The sequence below is a fragment of the Bradyrhizobium sp. SZCCT0148 genome (assembly GCF_018129985.1).
Classification (GTDB): Bacteria; Pseudomonadota; Alphaproteobacteria; order Rhizobiales; family Xanthobacteraceae; genus Bradyrhizobium; species Bradyrhizobium japonicum_H.
This window is the reverse complement of sequence record NZ_JAFCKT010000001.1, coordinates 315,303-332,128: the sequence shown is the minus strand read 5'-3', so window position 1 is coordinate 332,128 and position 16,826 is coordinate 315,303. Positions and strand designations below refer to the sequence as shown.

At 64.6% G+C, this 16,826-nt stretch carries 16 protein-coding genes; 5 read left to right on the top strand and 11 right to left on the bottom strand.

Annotated features, from left to right (window positions below; all coding sequences use genetic code 11):
- Position 1: 1 nt before the first annotated feature.
- Both JQ580_RS01600 and JQ580_RS01595 read right to left on the bottom strand, forming a co-directional pair.
- Positions 2-1,090, bottom strand: a complete 1,089-nt coding sequence (locus JQ580_RS01600) for a Zn-dependent alcohol dehydrogenase (protein ID WP_212278003.1) — start codon at positions 1,088-1,090, stop codon at positions 2-4.
- A 44-nt stretch (positions 1,091-1,134) separates the two neighbouring features.
- Positions 1,135-2,919, bottom strand: coding sequence for an acyl-CoA dehydrogenase family protein (locus JQ580_RS01595; protein ID WP_212278002.1), 1,785 nt, complete (start codon positions 2,917-2,919; stop codon positions 1,135-1,137).
- Between the two features lie 231 nt (positions 2,920-3,150).
- Between JQ580_RS01595 and JQ580_RS01590 the strand changes: the two genes are divergently transcribed.
- Both JQ580_RS01590 and JQ580_RS01585 read left to right on the top strand, forming a co-directional pair.
- Positions 3,151-3,852 (top strand): SDR family NAD(P)-dependent oxidoreductase, encoded by a 702-nt coding sequence (locus JQ580_RS01590; protein WP_212278001.1) that lies wholly within the window; start codon positions 3,151-3,153, stop codon positions 3,850-3,852.
- A gap of 114 nt (positions 3,853-3,966) precedes the next feature.
- The gene (locus tag JQ580_RS01585) at positions 3,967-4,797 is read left to right on the top strand and encodes an enoyl-CoA hydratase (protein WP_212278000.1); all 831 of its coding nucleotides are present in this window, start codon (positions 3,967-3,969) and stop codon (positions 4,795-4,797) included.
- Positions 4,798-4,982: 185 nt separating this feature from the next.
- Here JQ580_RS01585 and JQ580_RS01580 read toward each other — a convergent pair whose 3' ends face one another.
- On the bottom strand, positions 4,983-5,606 hold the full coding sequence (locus JQ580_RS01580; protein ID WP_212277999.1) for a GNAT family N-acetyltransferase: 624 nt from the start codon (positions 5,604-5,606) through the stop codon (positions 4,983-4,985).
- 69 nt (positions 5,607-5,675) lie between these two features.
- A complete protein-coding gene (locus tag JQ580_RS01575; protein ID WP_212277998.1) occupies positions 5,676-5,879 on the bottom strand; it encodes a DUF1127 domain-containing protein in 204 nt (67 codons plus the stop codon).
- A gap of 110 nt (positions 5,880-5,989) precedes the next feature.
- On the opposite strand from JQ580_RS01575, the gene JQ580_RS01570 reads away from it, so the two are divergent.
- Together JQ580_RS01570 and tcuC are read left to right on the top strand one after the other, a co-directional pair.
- Positions 5,990-6,889, top strand: coding sequence for a transcriptional regulator GcvA (locus JQ580_RS01570; protein ID WP_212277997.1), 900 nt, complete (start codon positions 5,990-5,992; stop codon positions 6,887-6,889).
- A gap of 141 nt (positions 6,890-7,030) precedes the next feature.
- Positions 7,031-8,356: an MFS transporter gene (gene tcuC, locus JQ580_RS01565; RefSeq protein WP_212277996.1), complete on the top strand. Its 1,326-nt coding sequence runs from the start codon at positions 7,031-7,033 to the stop codon at positions 8,354-8,356.
- A 50-nt stretch (positions 8,357-8,406) separates the two neighbouring features.
- Here the strand turns inward: tcuC and JQ580_RS01560 are convergent, their stop codons facing one another.
- Genes JQ580_RS01560 through JQ580_RS01550 form a run of 3 tightly spaced genes read right to left on the bottom strand, consistent with a single transcriptional unit; the run spans position 8,407 to position 11,013 of the window.
- On the bottom strand, positions 8,407-8,820 hold the full coding sequence (locus JQ580_RS01560) for a Rieske (2Fe-2S) protein (RefSeq protein WP_212277995.1): 414 nt from the start codon (positions 8,818-8,820) through the stop codon (positions 8,407-8,409).
- Positions 8,820-9,929, bottom strand: a complete 1,110-nt coding sequence (locus JQ580_RS01555) for an amidohydrolase family protein (protein WP_166476270.1) — start codon at positions 9,927-9,929, stop codon at positions 8,820-8,822. The genes JQ580_RS01560 and JQ580_RS01555 overlap by 1 nt, the downstream gene beginning before the upstream one ends.
- Positions 9,930-9,954: 25 nt before the next feature.
- Positions 9,955-11,013: an amidohydrolase family protein gene (locus JQ580_RS01550; RefSeq protein ID WP_212277994.1), complete on the bottom strand. Its 1,059-nt coding sequence runs from the start codon at positions 11,011-11,013 to the stop codon at positions 9,955-9,957.
- Between the two features lie 168 nt (positions 11,014-11,181).
- On the opposite strand from JQ580_RS01550, the gene JQ580_RS01545 reads away from it, so the two are divergent.
- Positions 11,182-11,664, top strand: a complete 483-nt coding sequence (locus tag JQ580_RS01545; protein WP_212277993.1) for a CinA family protein — start codon at positions 11,182-11,184, stop codon at positions 11,662-11,664.
- A gap of 114 nt (positions 11,665-11,778) precedes the next feature.
- Here the strand turns inward: JQ580_RS01545 and JQ580_RS01540 are convergent, their stop codons facing one another.
- From JQ580_RS01540 to JQ580_RS01525, 4 genes are all read right to left on the bottom strand, one after another.
- Positions 11,779-12,054 carry a DUF1488 family protein gene (locus tag JQ580_RS01540; RefSeq protein WP_212277992.1) on the bottom strand — a complete coding sequence of 92 codons (276 nt, stop codon included), beginning with the start codon at positions 12,052-12,054 and terminating at the stop codon, positions 11,779-11,781.
- Between the two features lie 79 nt (positions 12,055-12,133).
- Complete coding sequence (locus JQ580_RS01535) at positions 12,134-13,603, bottom strand: AMP nucleosidase (RefSeq protein WP_212277991.1); 1,470 nt, start codon at positions 13,601-13,603, stop codon at positions 12,134-12,136.
- Positions 13,604-13,729: 126 nt separating this feature from the next.
- Positions 13,730-15,061, bottom strand: a complete 1,332-nt coding sequence (locus JQ580_RS01530) for an HlyD family type I secretion periplasmic adaptor subunit (protein ID WP_212277990.1) — start codon at positions 15,059-15,061, stop codon at positions 13,730-13,732.
- On the bottom strand, positions 15,058-16,806 hold the full coding sequence (locus JQ580_RS01525) for a type I secretion system permease/ATPase (RefSeq protein WP_212277989.1): 1,749 nt from the start codon (positions 16,804-16,806) through the stop codon (positions 15,058-15,060). The genes JQ580_RS01530 and JQ580_RS01525 overlap by 4 nt, the downstream gene beginning before the upstream one ends.
- Positions 16,807-16,826 lie beyond the last annotated feature (20 nt).

Genomic DNA, 16,826 nt, shown 5'->3' with positions numbered 1-16,826 from the left:
GCTAGCTATCGAATACGATCACGCTGCGCAGCGTCTTGCCGGCTTTCATGTTGGCGAAGCCGTCGTTGATCTCCGAAAGCTTCAGCTTGGCCGAGATCCAGTCCTCCAGGTGCAGTCGTCCGCGCAGGTAGAAATCCACCAGCCTCGGCATGTCGACCCGGAAGTGGTTCGAGCCCATCGAGGAGCCCTGGATCTTGCGCTCGCGCAGGAAATCAAAGCCGTGTAGTTCGATCTTCTGGCCGAACGGGATCATGCCGACGATGGTGGCGGTGCCGCCGGAGGCGAGCATGCCGAACGCCTGCTCTGCGGTTTCCTTGCGGCCGAGCACCTCGAAGGAATGATGCACGCCGCCATTGGTGAGATCGCGCACCTGCTTCACGACGTCACCGTCGGCCGGATTGATGATGTCGGTGGCGCCCAGCTTGGTCGCGAGCTGGAGCTTGGCAGGATTGGTGTCGATGGCGATGATGCGGCCGGCGCCTGCGATCTGTGCGCCGTTGATCGCGGCCATGCCGACGCCGCCACAGCCGATCACCGCCACGGTTTCACCCGCCGTCACCTTCGCTGTATTCACCACGGCGCCATAGCCGGTGATGACGCCGCAGCCGATCAGCGCGGCGAGATCGAGCGGCATCTCTTTACGGATTTTGACGATGGCGTTCTCGTGCACCAGCATCTGTTCGGCAAAGGACGAGAGGTTGAGGAACTGGTGCAGCTTCTCAGGCCTGGACCACTGCATCCGGTTTGAGACGCCCGGCAGCAGCTTAACTGTGATGTCGGTGCAGAGCACGGTGCGGCCCGTGGTGCAGTTGTCGCAGGTGCCGCAGAATACCGACAGGCAGGTGACGACGTGGTCACCCGGCTTGACGTAAGTGACATCGGAGCCGACCTGCTCGACGACGCCGGCGGACTCGTGGCCGAGTACCGCGGGCAGCGGATGCGGATAAAGCCCTTCCATGAAATGCAGGTCGGAGTGACAAAGCCCGGCAACCGTGGTGCGGATGAGGACTTCGCGCGGGCCCGGCTTCGGCAGGCTGACATCCTCGATGACCAGCGGCTTGTTGACTTCATAGAGGACGGCGGCCTTCATCGAGCACTCCCTGTCGCTTTTTTTGGTTTGAACGCGAGCGCAGCCTACGCCGCCAGAACCAGTTCGCCAACCTCGCTCATGCTGGCTGAGCCGTCACCGAGCAGCAGCGCGGCGATCCTGGCTTGCGTGGCATTTTCCGTGAGCCGGAACGGATCGCTCGGTGACACCCGATGATCGATCACCAGCCGCGACAACAGCAGCCGACGCGCATCGCCGCGCATGTCGTGGACGCGGTGCGCTTCCCAGGCCAGCGCGACGGCGCTGGCAACATGGTAGAGCGAGCTCGTCGCCCGACGCGCATCGGCTTCGTTCTCGGATTTTGCCGCAACCTCGCGCGCGAAGCCGACGGCGCGATCGACCAGACCGCGCAGCTTGTCGCGCCAGGCCTGCGGCACTGACGCGCTGTCATCGAGCCGGGCATGCAGATCGGCTGCGAGTGCGGATTCCGCGCCATGGCGGCCGACCGCGCGCCTGAGCGCATCGATCGCGACGATGTTGCCGGTGCCTTCCCAGACCGAACCGAGATGCGCATCGCGCAGCAGGCGCGGCGTGGCGAACTCCTCGACATAGCCGATGCCGCCACGCATCTCGAGCGCATCGCCGCAGACCTTTCGCGCGTCGCGGGTGGCGCGGAATTTCAGGGTCGGCGTCAGGATCCGCAACAATGCCGCCGCATCCTGGCTCCCGGCCTCGGCGCGGTCGAGTGCGTCCGCGGTGAGGAAGCTCATCGACAGCGCCTGCTCGACCGGCAGCATGATCTTCAGCATCTGACGCCGGCCGAGCGGCAGGTCGATGATGCGGTTGCCGAACACGACGCGGTTGGTCGCGACCGTCATGGCGTCGTGATAGGCGCGGCGCATCAGCGCGGTGGATTTCACGCCGTTGGAGAGCCGCGACGAGTTCACCATCTCGGCCATCTGCACGAAGCCGCGGTCGAGCTTGCCGACCGCATAGGCGATCGCACCTTCGAGCTTGATCTCGCCCGAGGCCATCGAGCGCGTGCCGAGCTTGTCCTTCAGGCGCACGATCCGGTAGTGGTTCTGCGACCCATCGTCGAGGAAGCGCGGCATCAGGAACAGGCCGACGCCGCGCGTGCCGGGGCCGGCGCCTTCGGGGCGCGCCAGCAGCATCACGACTTTCGCATCTGCATTCGAGCAGAACCATTTCTCGCCATGGAGGCGCCAATGGTCGCCCTCCCGCACCGCGCGGGTGGTCAGGGTGCCGACGTCGGAGCCGCCCTCTTTTTCGGTCATGAACTGGCCGCCCTGCGTCAGCTTGCTCATGTCGGTCGAGGTCAGGCCGTCGAGATATTTGGCCTTCAGCGCCTCGTCGCCGAAATTCGCCAGCAACTTCGCGCAGCCGTCGGTGACGTTGATCGGGCAGCCCATCCCGAATTCGGTCTGGTTGAAAAGAAACGTGAAGGCGTGCTTGGCGACGACAGGGTATTTGTCCGGCCAGCCCATGATGCCCTTGCGGAGCGAAAGCGCGTGAATGCCGAATTCGCCGAACGCTGCGTTTTCAAGCTCACGGTAGGCCGGATGATATTCGATCCACTGCACGTCGCGGCCGAACTTGTCGCGCTGGTGCAGCACCGGCGTGTGCCGGTCGGCAAGCCGCGCGCACTCGTCGAGGCGGCCTCCGGCGAGCTCGCCGAGGCGGTCGAGATGCGGCTCGATGTGACGAAACAGCGCGTCCGGCAGGTGGATGCGCAACACGTCGGCCAGCGCCGGATCGGCGCGGTAGAAATTCATGCCTGACGTATCGGGCGCCAGCAGGCCGGATGATGCGGCCGCCACATCTCTTTCTTGCCCCGTGACCGGCTTGTGCATGATCGTCCTCTTCGTTCCTGCCCCTGCGAACATTTTGCGCTGATTTGGCGCTTGCCGCGTTGAATGATGTCGATCATGCTCCAGGCAAGAGAAGCGATAAAGCCGCAAATTGTCAGGGAGGCATGAGCGCCGCGAAGGAGCAATTCGCTCTGCGGAATTGTCATCACCGCGGCTGGTCGTCAGCCCGAACCGTGCATAGATCAGCGGCTCCCGTCTTCGAGAGATCACGCCATGGAACATCCGAAATACAAGATCGCTCTCATCGTCGGCGCCGGTGAAGGCCTGAGCGCCTCGCTGGCACGGCTGCTCTCCAAGCAGGGCATCCGCGTCGCGCTGGCCGCGCGAAAGATCGAGAAGCTCGGTGCGCTTTGTAGCGAGACCGGCGCCAGAGCCTATGCCTGCAACGCGACCGAGCCCGATGAGGTCGAGCGGCTGTTCGGCCTCGTCGAGCGCGAGATCGGCACGCCGGACCTCGTCGTCTACAACGCCAGCGGCCGCACCCGCGGGCCGTTCGTCGATCTCGTCCCAGTCGACGTCGCGCAAGCCATCGCCGTCAGCGCCTATGGCGGTTTCCTGGTGGCGCAGCAGGCGGCCAAGCGCATGCTGCCGAACAAGCACGGCGCCATCCTGTTCACCGGCGCCTCCGCCAGCGTCAAGGGCTACGCGCAGTCCGCCTCGTTCGCGATGGGCAAGTTCGCGTTGCGCGGCCTCGCGCAGAGCCTGGCGCGCGAATTGTCGCCGCAAGGCGTCCATGTCGCGCACTTCGTCATCGACGGCGGCATCCGCAGTGCGGCGAGGACGGAAGCCGAAGACAAGCCGGACTCGATGCTCGATCCCGATGCGATCGCGGAGAGCTATTGGAACGTATTGCAGCAGCCGCGCAGCGCCTGGAGCTGGGAGCTCGAGCTGCGCCCCTGGGTAGAGACGTTTTGAGGTCGAGGTCGTAGGGTGGGTCAGCCGCAGGCGAAACCCACCTCTCAATCTCCGCGCTGACTGAAGTGATGGGTTACCCACCCTACGAGAAGCAAACGAAAGCAGGGAGGAACAATGACCACGGAAACCACCATCGACACCGGCACCAGCGAGCTCCTCTGCGTCATCCGCGATCGCGTCGCGATCATCACGCTGAACCGGCCGGAGGCGCGCAATTCACTGTCGGATGCGCTCACCCCGGCGCTGCGCACGATGATCCGGAGCTGCGGCGAGGATCGCAATGTCGGCGCGCTCTTGATTACGGGAGCGGGAGAAGCGTTCTGCGCCGGCGGCAACGTCAAGGGCATGGGCGCGCATCGCGACAAGGCAAAGCTCGAGATGCCGCTTGAAGATCGCATCGCCGATCTGCAGGAGCGACAGCGGCTACTCACCGGCGCGCTGGTGTCTGTGCGCAAGCCGACCATCGCCGCCCTGCCCGGCCCCGCGGTCGGCGCCGGGCTTGCCATCGCCATGGCCTGCGACATCCGCATCGCCGCGCAATCGGCTTTCGTCGCCACCGGCTATGCCCGCATCGCGCTGAGCGGTGATTACGGCATTGCCTGGCTGCTCACCCGTCTGGTCGGCACTGCGCGGGCGCGGGAGCTGATGTTCACCGGCGATCGCGTCAATGCCGCGCGCGCTGAGGCGATCGGCCTCGTCAACCGCGTCGTGCCTGACAATAAACTGCAGGCCGAAGCCTTTGCGTTGGCAAAGTCGCTTGCCGAGGGCCCGCGTTTGGCGCTGCGCTACATGAAAGACAATCTCGACGAGGCCGTGCTGTTCGACTTCGAAACCGCGCGAGACCACGAGGCCGAGCGGCTGATCCGCCTGACCACCACCGCCGATCACAAGGAGGCGGTGCAGGCCTTCATCGAGAAGCGCAAAGCTGTGTTCACGGGGAAGTAGCTCCAAAACAGGACTGTCATTCCGCGGCGATGCGCAGCATCGACCCCGAAATCCATTCGACCGCAAAACGCGCGTCGTGATGGCTTCCGGGTTCGCGCTGAGCGCGCCCCGGAATGACGATGCAGAGAGACCGCTAAGCAAAAAGATGCCCGGCTCTGGCTTGGCCAGGCCGGGCTGCAGTTGTGTCAGACCGAGGCTGAGGGGCTATCGGCCTGACGGGAAAGAGCGGCGAGGCGCCAGCTGGCGCAGGGAATGCCTTTGGGCGCGACGCTGATCTCCTTGTCGAAGCGCACCAGCTTCCAATCATCGGGGTGATTGACGAAGGCGAAGCCGGATTTGCGGGCGAGCAAGATCATGGTCTCGTTGGAGCGCAGCGTCTCGCCGAAGATACGCACGGCGCCAAGCGCGGCGGCGCGGCATTCGAGATTCTTCATCAGCGCAGTGGCGATGCCACGGCCCTGCCAGCGATCATGGACCGACAGGCCGAATTCGAGCGTCGCGCTTTCGGCATGCAGCGCGTAACGCGCCTCGGCGACGATGGTCTCGAAGCCATCGACCATCATGGTCGCGACGACGGTGAAGCGTTCGCGCTCACCGATCTGGAGGAAGTCGCGCAGCAGGCCGTTCGGCAGCTCACTGATGGCGCCGAAGAAGCGGTTGTAGCGGGAGCGGGTCGAGAGGGAGCGGAAATAGTGCTGCAGCTCGTCGGTATCGCGCGGCTCGACGAAGCGGACATTGACCACCGCGCCGTCGCGCGTGCGCAGCGTGTCCGAATATTGCTTCAGATCTTCCAGGCGAAGAGCGGCCATGACACGTTCTCGGGAGGAAAAAGGACCGCCGGCGCCCCTGTTGTCAGGCGGCGCCGGCCTGGCGGCCAATCAGGCCCGCCAGAAGGGTTTCTCGGCCTCATAGGCGACGTCGGACCAGGACAGCCCGACGTCTTGGAGATCGCGCGCGGTCCAGTGGGCGAGTTCGCGCCTGGTGCGGTAGCGCTCGTGCCAGACGTGAAGGGTCTCGCCGATCTGCTGGATCAAGCTGGGCGCATGATGATTTGTCATCGAACTGTGGGTCAAAGTAGACATTTTGAGCTCCTTGAGCTAACTTGAGAGCCAATATCTCCTTCTTGGTGCACTGCCACAAACGACAATTTGTACCTCTTCGCATGAATTAACGTCATGTATCCTGCTGCCAGATGACTGCCAGATTGCCCTCCCTCAACGGATTGCGGGCGTTCGAGGCGGCCGCGCGCCATCTCAGCTTCACGCTGGCAGCCTCCGAGTTGAACGTGACGCAGACCGCGATCAGCCATCAGATCCGCAGGCTCGAGGAGGAGCTCGGCATCCGCCTCTTCATCCGGCAGAACCGCGCGCTGGCGCTGACGCCGGAAGCGCGCGACTATTTGCCGGGGGTCCGCGCCGCCTTCAACGACCTCCGGCTGGCCACCGATCGTCTGCTGCGCAAGGACGACGACAAGGTACTGACGGTCTCGACGCTGGCCTCGCTCGCCGCAAAATGGCTGCTGCCGCGACTGACCGATTTTCAGGAAAGCCATCCCGGCATCGAGGTGCGCATCACCACGTCCACCAGCCTGGTCGATTTCCAGCGCGACAATGTCGATGCCGCCATTCGCTATGGCCGCGGCCAATGGCCCGGCCTGCGAGCCGACTGGCTGATGGCGGATGAGCTGTTTCCAGTGTGTAGCCCGTCGCTGCTGCGCGGCGACAAGCCGCTGCGCCAACCGGAGGATTTGCGGGGCTATCCGCTGCTGCACACCTCGAACGCCAACAGCGACGATTGGCGGCTATGGCTGACTGCGGCGGGACTCCCGGCCGATATCGCGCGGCAGCCCGGCATCACCTTCGACATGATCTTCATGACCATCCAGGCCGCGATCGACGGCATCGGCGTGGCGATGGGACGGACCTCCTACGTCAAGGACGACATCGCCAAGGGCCGCCTCGTGGTTCCCTTCAAGATCGCGCTGCCGGCCGATGCCGGCTTCTACCTGGTCGCACCCGAGGGCCGCCGCGAACCGCCGAAGCTGACCGCATTTCGCCAATGGATGCTCGCTGCAGCGCAAAATAAAGCCTGAAAATTCATCAGCTTCCGCGGCAAAATGGATTGACTCCCAACGTCCTGCGCGGGATGGGATGAGACAGATTGTCGCAGCATCGATCAGTTGCCCTACCGTGAATGAGTTCCGGTCCGGCCACGTCTCGAAGGGAGCAATGCCATGGCTGGATCAGCAACCAATCCGCCTGAGGTCAAGTCGCGCATCGGCGCGATCCTGCGTGCCACCTCAGGCAACTTCCTCGAACAATTCGACTTCTTCCTGTTCGGCTTCTATGCGGCCGCGATCGGCAAGGCGTTCTTCCCGTCCTCTGACGAAACGGCATCGCTGCTCAACACCTTCGGCGTATTCTGGCTCGGCGCATTGATGCGGCCGGTCGGCGCGATCGTGCTCGGGTCCTATATCGACCGCATCGGCCGCCGCCAGGGCCTGATCGTCACGCTCGGGATCATGGCTATCGGTACCGTCGTCATCGCGTTCTGTCCGAGCTATGCGACCATCGGCATCGCCGCGCCCATCATCGTGCTGATCGGACGTTTGCTGCAGGGCTTCTCCGCGGGCGTCGAACTCGGCGGCGTGTCGGTTTATCTCTCTGAGATCTCCACGCCCGGCAATCGCGGATTCTACACGTCGTTCCAGTCGTCGAGCCAGCAGGTCGCGATCTTCGTGGCGTCGATCATCGGCTTTCTTCTGTCCGAGGTGATGCCGGCCGACACCGTCGCCGCCTGGGGCTGGCGCATTCCCTTCTTCGTCGGCTGCCTGATCATCCCCCTGATCTTCTTCCTGCGGCGGACACTGGAGGAGACGCCCGCCTTCCTCGCCATGAAGAAGCATCCGACGGCCAGCGAGGTGTTCGCTTCCGCGCTCGCCAACTGGCGCATCGTCATCCTCGGCATGATGATCGCGATCCTGACCACCACGACGTTCTACTTCGTCACGGTGTACACGCCGACCTTCGGCAAGACCGTGCTGAAGCTGTCGACGCAGGAGGCGCTGCTGGTGACGCTGCTCGTTGCCGTGGCCAACTTCTTCTGGAACCCGGTCGGCGGCGCGCTGTCCGACCGCATCGGCCGCAAGCCGGTGCTGCTCGCCATCGCCTGCCTGTCGCTGGTGACGGCCTATCCGGCGCTGCACTGGCTGGTGGCGGCTCCGAGCTTCGGCAAGCTGCTCGCAGTCGAGATGATGTTCTCGTTCTATTTCGGCGTCTACAGCGGCACCATGCTCGGCGCGCTGGTCGAGATCGTGCCGGCGCATGTCCGCACCACCTGCTTCTCGCTCGCCTTCGCGCTCGCCGCCGCGCTGTTCGGCACCTTCACGCCGTTCGCCTCGACCTTGCTGATCGAGCATACCGGCGACAAGGCATCGCCCGGTTATTGGCTGATGCTCGCGGCCGTGCTCGGCATCATCGCGGCAGCGACGGTGTATCGGGGCGGCGGCCAGGCGGTGCCGACGTATGATGCGGTGGCGGAGCCTGTGGCGGGGCATTAGCTTGGCGTCATTCGCTGACGCCTCGAAGAAGCGAGCCCGGACTGACGGGCTTATAGCTCCACAACCACGTAATCGCTCTCGACCCTCACCGGGATCGTCTCGGCGACATACGGCCCCTTCACGACGCTCGCACCCGGCTCGACGTGGGCCGGATAGGCCTTCACGCGGAAGCGGCGCGGATCGCAATAGGACTGGCCGGTGCGGATGTCGAACTCCCAACCGTGCCAGGGGCAGCGGATGATCTCGCCAAGCTTCGTGTACTCGATCTCGCCGGGCTCCTTCGACTGGGCAAGACCGATCAACGGGCCCTCGCACAGCGCCGCGCCCTGATGCGGGCAGCGGTTCATCAGACCGAAATATTCGCCCTTGATGTTGAAGACCGCGATCGGCCGTCCGTCGATCTCCAGGAACTTTCGCGTGCCGGGCGGCAACTCGTCGACCGGCGCGATCACATGCCGCGCCATCAACTTATTCCGTACAACTTCTTCGCATTGCCGAGATAGAACGCCTCGCGATTGGCCTCGCTGACGCCGGCCGGCAGCACGCGCGACGGCTCGTCGTAATCCCAATGCGGATAGTCGGTCGCGAACAGCAGGCGATCCCAGCCGATCCAGTTGATGACGTCGAACAGGTCCTCGCGGCGTTCAGGATCCTCCATCGGCTGCGTGGTCCACCATACCTGCTCGCGGATATATTCCGACGGCGGCCGCTTCACATGCGGCACTTCGCTCCTGAGCCGCTGCCAGACCTTGTCGAGCCGCCACGCCAGCGACGGCGCCCAGCCGAAGCCGGCCTCGATCATCACCATCTTCAGTTTCGGGAAACGCTCGAACACCCCTTCCAACACGAGGCTTGCCAGTGCCGATTGCTGGCACTGCGAATGGCCCACCATCTCCTCGATGTAATAGGACGGCCAGCCCGACGGCGTGATGGGGTTGCCGCCGAAGCCGAAGGCGTGGACGCCGACGGGAAGGCCGGCTTCCTCCGCGGCCTGGTAGATCGGCCAGTAACGGCGCTGGCCGAGCGGCTCGACATTGCGGCTGAGCAGCAGCACCTGCACGAAATTCTTGTCGCCGGCGCGCTCGCGGATTTCGGCGGCGGCCGAGAGCCCATCCTCATTGCCGACGACGATGGACGCTTTCAGCCGCTTGTCCTTGCTGGTCCATTTGTCGATCTGCCAGTCGTTGATCGCCGAGCACAACGCGGCCGAAAGCTCGTGATTGCGGATGCCCTGCCCGGTGTTGAGCGGATTGAGGACGCCGAGCTGCACGTTGTTGGGATCGAGCAACTGCTTCTGCATGAACGACAGCGAGGAGCCCTGCGGGCCGCCCTCTGGCGGATAGGCATCGCGGCGCGAGGCGTTGGGCTGGGCCTTCGGATAGGGCGGGCCCTCCATCATGCCCTGATAGGCATGGACGCCGTAGATCTCGAGATGATGCTGCCAGCGCTTGGCAAGATAGGGATAGAGCTCGGTGCGGGTGGCGCGCGCCGGATGGATGTCGCAGTCCGCGATCGCGGTTTTGACGGTCAGCGGGGAAGCGGCTTCTTGGCTCTCGCGGAATTGGATATTCATCGCCTTGCCTCCTTTGGCAGCGGGCTCATGTCAGGCGGGGATAGGTCGCATGCGGATTTTCGATCATGATCTTGCGCACGAGATCGGGGGTGAGACCTTCGGGCAGCGCGTCCTGGCCATCGAACTGCCAGTGCGGATAGTCCGTGGAGAATAGGACCAATTCGTCGGACTGCATATGATCAAACAGGCGAATTAATGTCTCGGCCTCCGGCGGCGCATCGAATGGCTGCAAGGAGAAGCGGATGTTGCTGCGCACAATATCCAGCGGGGCGCGATCGACCCAAGGCGTCTCCATCCGCACCCCGCGCCAGAACTTGTGCAAGCGCCAGAGATAGGGGGAGATCCAGGAGACGCCGGATTCCAGCATGACCATTTTCAGGCGCGGATATTTGGCAAATACGCCCTCGACGATCAGGCTGGTGAGCTGGGTCTGGAACGCCTGAGCCTGACCGACATAGTCCTCGATGTGGTAGGAGCCCCATCCAACGGCGGTCGGCGGATTGTGATAGGCGGAACCCGCGTGAATGCCGACGGGAAGCTCCAGCCGTTCCGCCGCTTCATAGATCGGCCACAGCGCGCGCTTGCCGAGCGGCGTATCGCCCATCACCAGCATCAACACCTGGACGAAGCGCTTGTCCTGCGCGCAGCGTTCGAGCTCGGCCACGGCCTTCTCGACGCTTTGCGTCGGGATTACGATCGAGCCGCGCAGCCGCTTGTCGCGATCGAGCCACTCCTTCACCAGCCAGTCGTTCAGCGCGCGGCAGAAGGCAGCCTGCAAATCTTCCGAGAACACCATCTGCACGCCATAGAGCGGATTGCAGATGGCGAGCTCGAGCTGGAAGGCATCGAGCACATGGCGCTGCAGGTCCTCGAGTCTTTCGCCCGGTTTGCCGCTCTCGGGGCGCCAGTCGGGCCGCGCCGTGATCGGTGAATTCTGCGGATAGGATTGCGAGACGAGGTCGACCATGCCGCGCGTCGTCACCTGATCGCGCCAATAGTCGTTCAAATACGGTAGCAGGCTGGTCAGATGCGGCACGGCCGGATGCACGTCGCAATCCACCCCGCCGGCGATCAGGGACGCCATCACGTCTCCTCGTTGCGTTTCCTCGTGACATTACTTTGCGCAGCGCTTCACCGCGCTGTCTTGCGCCTGCCATTCAAGCAGGCCTGCCCGTCGTCCGCAACTCGGCCAAGGCGATTGGCATATGCTAGGAAGGCGCAGCTCGGTTGCGGGGCAGGAGAGGATCAAGGGATGAAAGAGCTCGTCAGCATTGCGGAACAGGTCGCGGCCCAACTGATCGCGCGCAAACAGACCATTGCGGTGGCCGAATCCTCGACCGGCGGCCTGATCTCGGCGAGCCTGCTCGCGGTCCCCGGCGCCTCCGCCTATTACCTCGGCGGGGCCGTCGTCTACACCCGCGATGCCAGGCGCGTGCTGATGGATATTTCGGACGAAGGAATGAAGGGCTTTCGCTCCTCTTCGGAGCCCTACGCGCAACTGCTGGCCGACCAGATGCGCAGCCGCTTCAACGCCGACTGGGGCCTGTCCGAGACCGGAGCTGCCGGCCCCACCGGAAACCGCTACGGCGACGCCGCCGGCCACAGCTGCATGGCGGTGAGCGGACCCGTGACGGAGGTGATGACGCTGGAGACGGGAAGCAGTGACCGGCTTGCAAATATGCAGGTGTTCGCGGCGACGGCGTTGAAGTTGTTGTTGAGGAAATTGGAGGGGTGACCGGAGGCAGGATCGTCATGGCCGGGCTTGTCCCGGCCATCCACGCAAAGCGGCACGCGGGAGAGACGAGGATGCCCGGGCCAAGCTCGGGCATGACGACGAAGAGTAGGACGATCACCGCCTCAAATGCCGCATGAAAATCCGCACCACATATCCCGGCACCCGAGGTGCCTCGTCGTAGATGTCGGACGCGATCCGTTCGATGGTCTCGCGCAGGGACAGGAACTGCGCCTGACGCGCGCTGCTTTCTGTACCCTGCATTCCCGCGAGCTCATCCATCGCGGCGTCGCTGATCTGGCACTGCACGATCTCGTCGCCGCTCAGCATGGTGAAGCGAAAGGCGAGCCGTTCGAGGTCATGGCCGATGACCCTGTCGCGCATCAGTGGCATCAAGTCGTCCCGGCCCGGCCCCGCGCCGGACAATGCTGAAGATCTCTCCGCTCGTCAGCGGCAGACAGATTCTTCGCTCCTACTGGAACGCGACTTCGGCAAAACTGCGGAGCTTTCGCGAATGCAGCCGCTCGGATTCCTGCTGCTTGAGCCGCTCCAGCGCCTTCAGCCCGATCTCGAGATGCTGTCCGACGCGGCGACGGTAGAATTCGCTGGCCATGCCCGCGAGCTTGATCTCGCCGTGCAGCGGCTTGTCGGAAACGCAGAGCAGCGTGCCGTAGGGGACCCGGAAGCGGTAACCGTTGGCGGCGATCGCGGCCGATTCCATGTCGAGCGCGACCGCGCGCGATTGGGACAGGCGGCGAATTACCTCGGGCCCGCTGATCTCCCAATTGCGGTTGTCGACGCTGGCCACGGTCCCGGTGCGCATCAGGCGCTTGAGCTCGAAACCTTCGAGGCCGGTGACGTCCTCGACCGCCTCTTCCAGTGCGACCTGCATCTCGGCCAGCGCCGGGATCGGCACCCAGAGCGGCAGCTCGCGGTCGAGCACGTGGTCTTCGCGCACATAGCCGTGGGCGAGCACGTAGTCGCCGAGCCGCTGCGTGTTGCGCAGACCGGCGCAATGGCCGAGCATGAGCCAAGCATGCGGGCGCAGCACGGCGACATGATCAGTGACATTGCGCGCGTTGGACGGGCCGGTGCCGATGTTGATCAGGGTGATGCCGCGATAGCCGGGCGCGACCAGATGGAAGGCCGGCATCTGCGGCATTCGCGCCGGTGCATCCCCGCTGGTGGCACCGCCGCTTCGCGTGATGACGTTGCCGGGCGCGACGAAGGCATCGAGGCCAGCCTCTCCCGCCTGGAGCCGCTGCTGGCAGAGTTGCGCGAAGGCGTCGACATAGAACTGGTAGTTGGTGAAGATGACAAAATTCTGGAAATGCTCGGGGTCGGTGCCGGTGTAATGATAGAGCCGGCGCAATGAGTAATCGACGCGGGCGGCGCGGAACAGCGACAGCGGCTCGGGCGCGCCGGGTTGAAGCTCGAAGGTGCCGTCGGCAATCGAATCGTCCATGGTGCCGAGATCGGGCACATCGAACGCGTCGCGCAGCGATCGCGCGACAGGCGAATTCTCGCTCGTCGTGATCGCAGCTTCGATGTTGATGTCGCGGCGATAGGCGAAGTGGATCGGAATCGGCTCGGCGGATTCGCCGATCTCGACGGGCACGCCGTGATTCTGGATGAGGAGGCCGATCTGCTCGGTCAGGTAGGTACGAAACAAATCCGGCCGCGTCACGCTGGTCTCGTGCACGCCGGGGCCGGCAACAAAGCCGTAAGCGAGGCGCGAATCCAGCCGCGCATGCGTCGCCGTGGTGACGCGCACGAATGGATAATAGGCCCGCACCCGTGTCGTGACCGCCTCGCCGTTGACGTAGGCTTCGAATCGGTCGCGCAGAAATCGGGTGTTGCGCTCGTAGATCTCTTCGAGCCGAGCCACGGCAAGTGAGGCGTCGGAGAAGGATTCTTTGGCGATGGTGGGTGGGGATTGCATGGATCGACTGCCGGGTTGCTGAGGCTCGAGTCGAACTATAGCAAAGAAGTCACGAGGGTGGGTTAGCGCAGCGTCACCCACCACCACTCCTTCCGCCTACCGCACCCTACCAGAGCCTTTCGCGCGTCACTTCTCGCGGAACGCCCGCATCAGCTGGTCGTGCAGCGGCTTCATCAGGTAGGACAGCATGGTGCGATCGCCGGTCTGGACGAAGGCTTCCACGGGCATGCCCGGGATCATCTTGACGTCGCCGAGACGGGCGATCTCCTCGGCCGGCATCGTGACACGGATGGTATAGTAGCTTTGCCCGGTGCGCTGGTCGGTGGTGACGTCGGGCGACACGCGGCTGACGAGGCCGTTGAGCTCGGGCGTGGTGCGCTGGTTGAACGCGGAGAGGCGCAGCAACGTCTTCTGGCCGATCTGGAGCTTGTCGATATCGACCGGATTGACCTTGGCCTCGACCTGGAGATCGTCGGCCTGCGGCACGATCAGCATGAGCGCGTCGCCTGCGGTGACGACGCCGCCGACGGTGTGCACGTTGGATTGCAGCACCATGCCGTCCTGCGGCGCGCGGATGTCGATGCGGCGAAGCTGGTCTTCGGCCGCGACCTTGCGCTCGATCAGTTCGCCGATCTTGTCATTGGTCTCGCGCAAATCCTTGGAGACCTCGCTTACCACGTCCTTGTCGACCTGGATGATCTGGAGCTCGGTCTCGGTGATCTTGCCCTTGGCCTGGGCGCGCGAGGCGATGTACTGCGCGCGTTCGCCGTTGAGACGGGCCGAGTCGCGTTCGAGCTGGGTCAGGCGCGAAAGCTGCACCAGACGCTTGTCGTAGAGATCGCGCACACCGGTGAGCTCGTTCTGCACCAGCGCGATCTCCTGGTCCTTGGCCTTCTCCTGGGCGCTGAGGCCGGCGATCTCCTCGTTGAGCTGGGTGATGCGTTCGCGCAGCTGTGCCTTCTGTCCGGCGCGGCCGTTGACGCGGACGTCGAACAGCTTGGTTTCGGCAGAGAGCAGCAGCTTGACGTCGGTATCCCCGGCGCGATCGAGCAGAGCTTGCGGAAATTCGATCCTGTCGACACCACGCTGCTCGGCCTGCAGGCGCGCCGCACGCGCCAGCGCGCCGTCGAGATTCTTGGTGACGATGGCGAGATTTGCCTTGGTCACGGTATCGTCGAGCCGCACCACGATGTCGCCGGCCTTGACCAGGTCGCCGTCGCGGGCGCGCACCTCGCCGACCACGCCGCCGGTCGGATGCTGCACCTTCTTGACGTTGGATTCGACCACGATCTGGCCCGGCGCGATCAGCGCGCCCGAAATCAGCACGGTCGAAGCCCAGCCGCCGAGACCGACGACCAGGACCACCACGATGCCAAGTCCGAGCAGGAGGTGGAACTTGATCGACTCGCGCACGGTCTTCGCGGCTGGCTTCGCGCCGCCAATGGCCATCGTACTCATGGCTTGGCCACTCCGCCTTCGCTGACGATCTTGATTGGTGCCTGCGGGGTCACGCGCGGCTGCAGCACCTGGGCGAGCACCTGCTCCTTCGGGCCGAACGCCTGCATGCGGCCGTCGCGCAGCACCAGGACCTGATCGACCGCCTCGACGCCGATCGGGCGGTGCGCGACCACGACGACGATGGCGCCGCGCTCGCGGGCGGCGCGAACGGCGCGGGTCAACGCCTCGTCGCCTTCGGTGTCGAGATTGGAGTTCGGCTCGTCGAGCACGATCAGGAAAGGATTGCCGTAGAGCGCGCGCGCCAACGCCACGCGCTGAGCCTGACCTGCGGAGAGCGAAGTTCCCTGCTCGCCGACTTGCGTGTTGTAGCCCTCGCGCATCTTGATGATCATCTCGTGCACGCCGGCCTCCTTGGCCGCGGCGATGATGGCATCGGAAGTGGCCTCGGGATCGAACCGGCTGATGTTCTGGGCGATGGTGCCGCCGAACAATTCGACGTCCTGCGGCAGATAACCGATGTGCCGGCCAAGCATGTCGGACGACCATTGATCGAGCGCCGCGCCGTCGAGCCGCACCTTGCCGCGGACCGGTTGCCAGACCCCGACCAGCGCGCGAATCAGCGACGACTTGCCGGACCCGCTGGGGCCGATCACGCCGAGACCGTTGCCGGCTACGAGCGCGAAGGTGATGTCCTGCACGATGAGGCGCTGGTCGCCGGGCGGAACCATGGCGACACCTTCGACCGAGAGCCGGCTGGTGGGCGCCTGCAACTGGGTCGGCATCGTCTGCGCCGGCATCTGCTCCAGCAGGCGGGTAAGGCGGTGCCAGCTCTGGCGGGCCGCGACGAAGGATTTCCAGTGCGCAATGGCAAGATCGACCGGCGCCAGCGCGCGGGCCGACAGGATAGAGCCGGCGATGATGATGCCGGCGGTCGCCTCCTGGTGGATGACGAGATAGGCGCCGACCGCGAGCACGGCCGACTGCAGCATCATGCGCAGCACCTTTGCGACCGCCCCAAGACCGCCCGCGACGTCGCTCGCGCGCTGATTGCCGGCGAGATATTTTTCGTTGGCCTCGCTCCATCGCGCGTTCATCCGGCCGGCCATGCCCATCGACACCATCACTTCGGCGTTGCGGCGGCTGGCCTGCGCGAGATCGTTGCGCTGCGCGGCAAGGCCCATCGCGTCTTTCGCCGGCTGGCGGGACATGAACTCGGTGACCAGCGTCAGCCCGACCAGGATGACGGCGCCGACGAGCGCGGTGACGCCGATCATGACGTGGAAGGCGAAGCAGATGGCGAGATAGAGCGGCAGCCAGGGCAAGTCGAAGAACGCGCTCGGCCCCATGCCGCCGAGGAAGGAGCGGACGTTGTCGAGATCACGCAGCGGCTGGAGGCCTTCGTTGCGACTGCCGACCAGAAGCGGCAGGCGGACGATGGTGTCGAACACGCGCTTGTTGAGGGATTCGTCGAGCGCGGTGCCGATCCGCCCCAGGATCCGGTTGCGGATCATGTCGAGCACGCCCTGCGCCATATAAAGGAAGCTGGCGAGGATGATGAGGCCGACCAGGGTCGGAACGCTGCGGCTCGGCAGCACCCGATCGTAGACCTCCAGCATGAAGATCGACCCGGTCAGATAGAGCAGGTTGATCATGCAGCTCATCAAGCCGACGCCGATGAACGCCGTGCGACAGGCGCGCAAGGCGTCACCGAGCTCTGAACGGCGGACGCCGGGACCGGCTGCCATCAGTCTGATCTCTTTCAGGT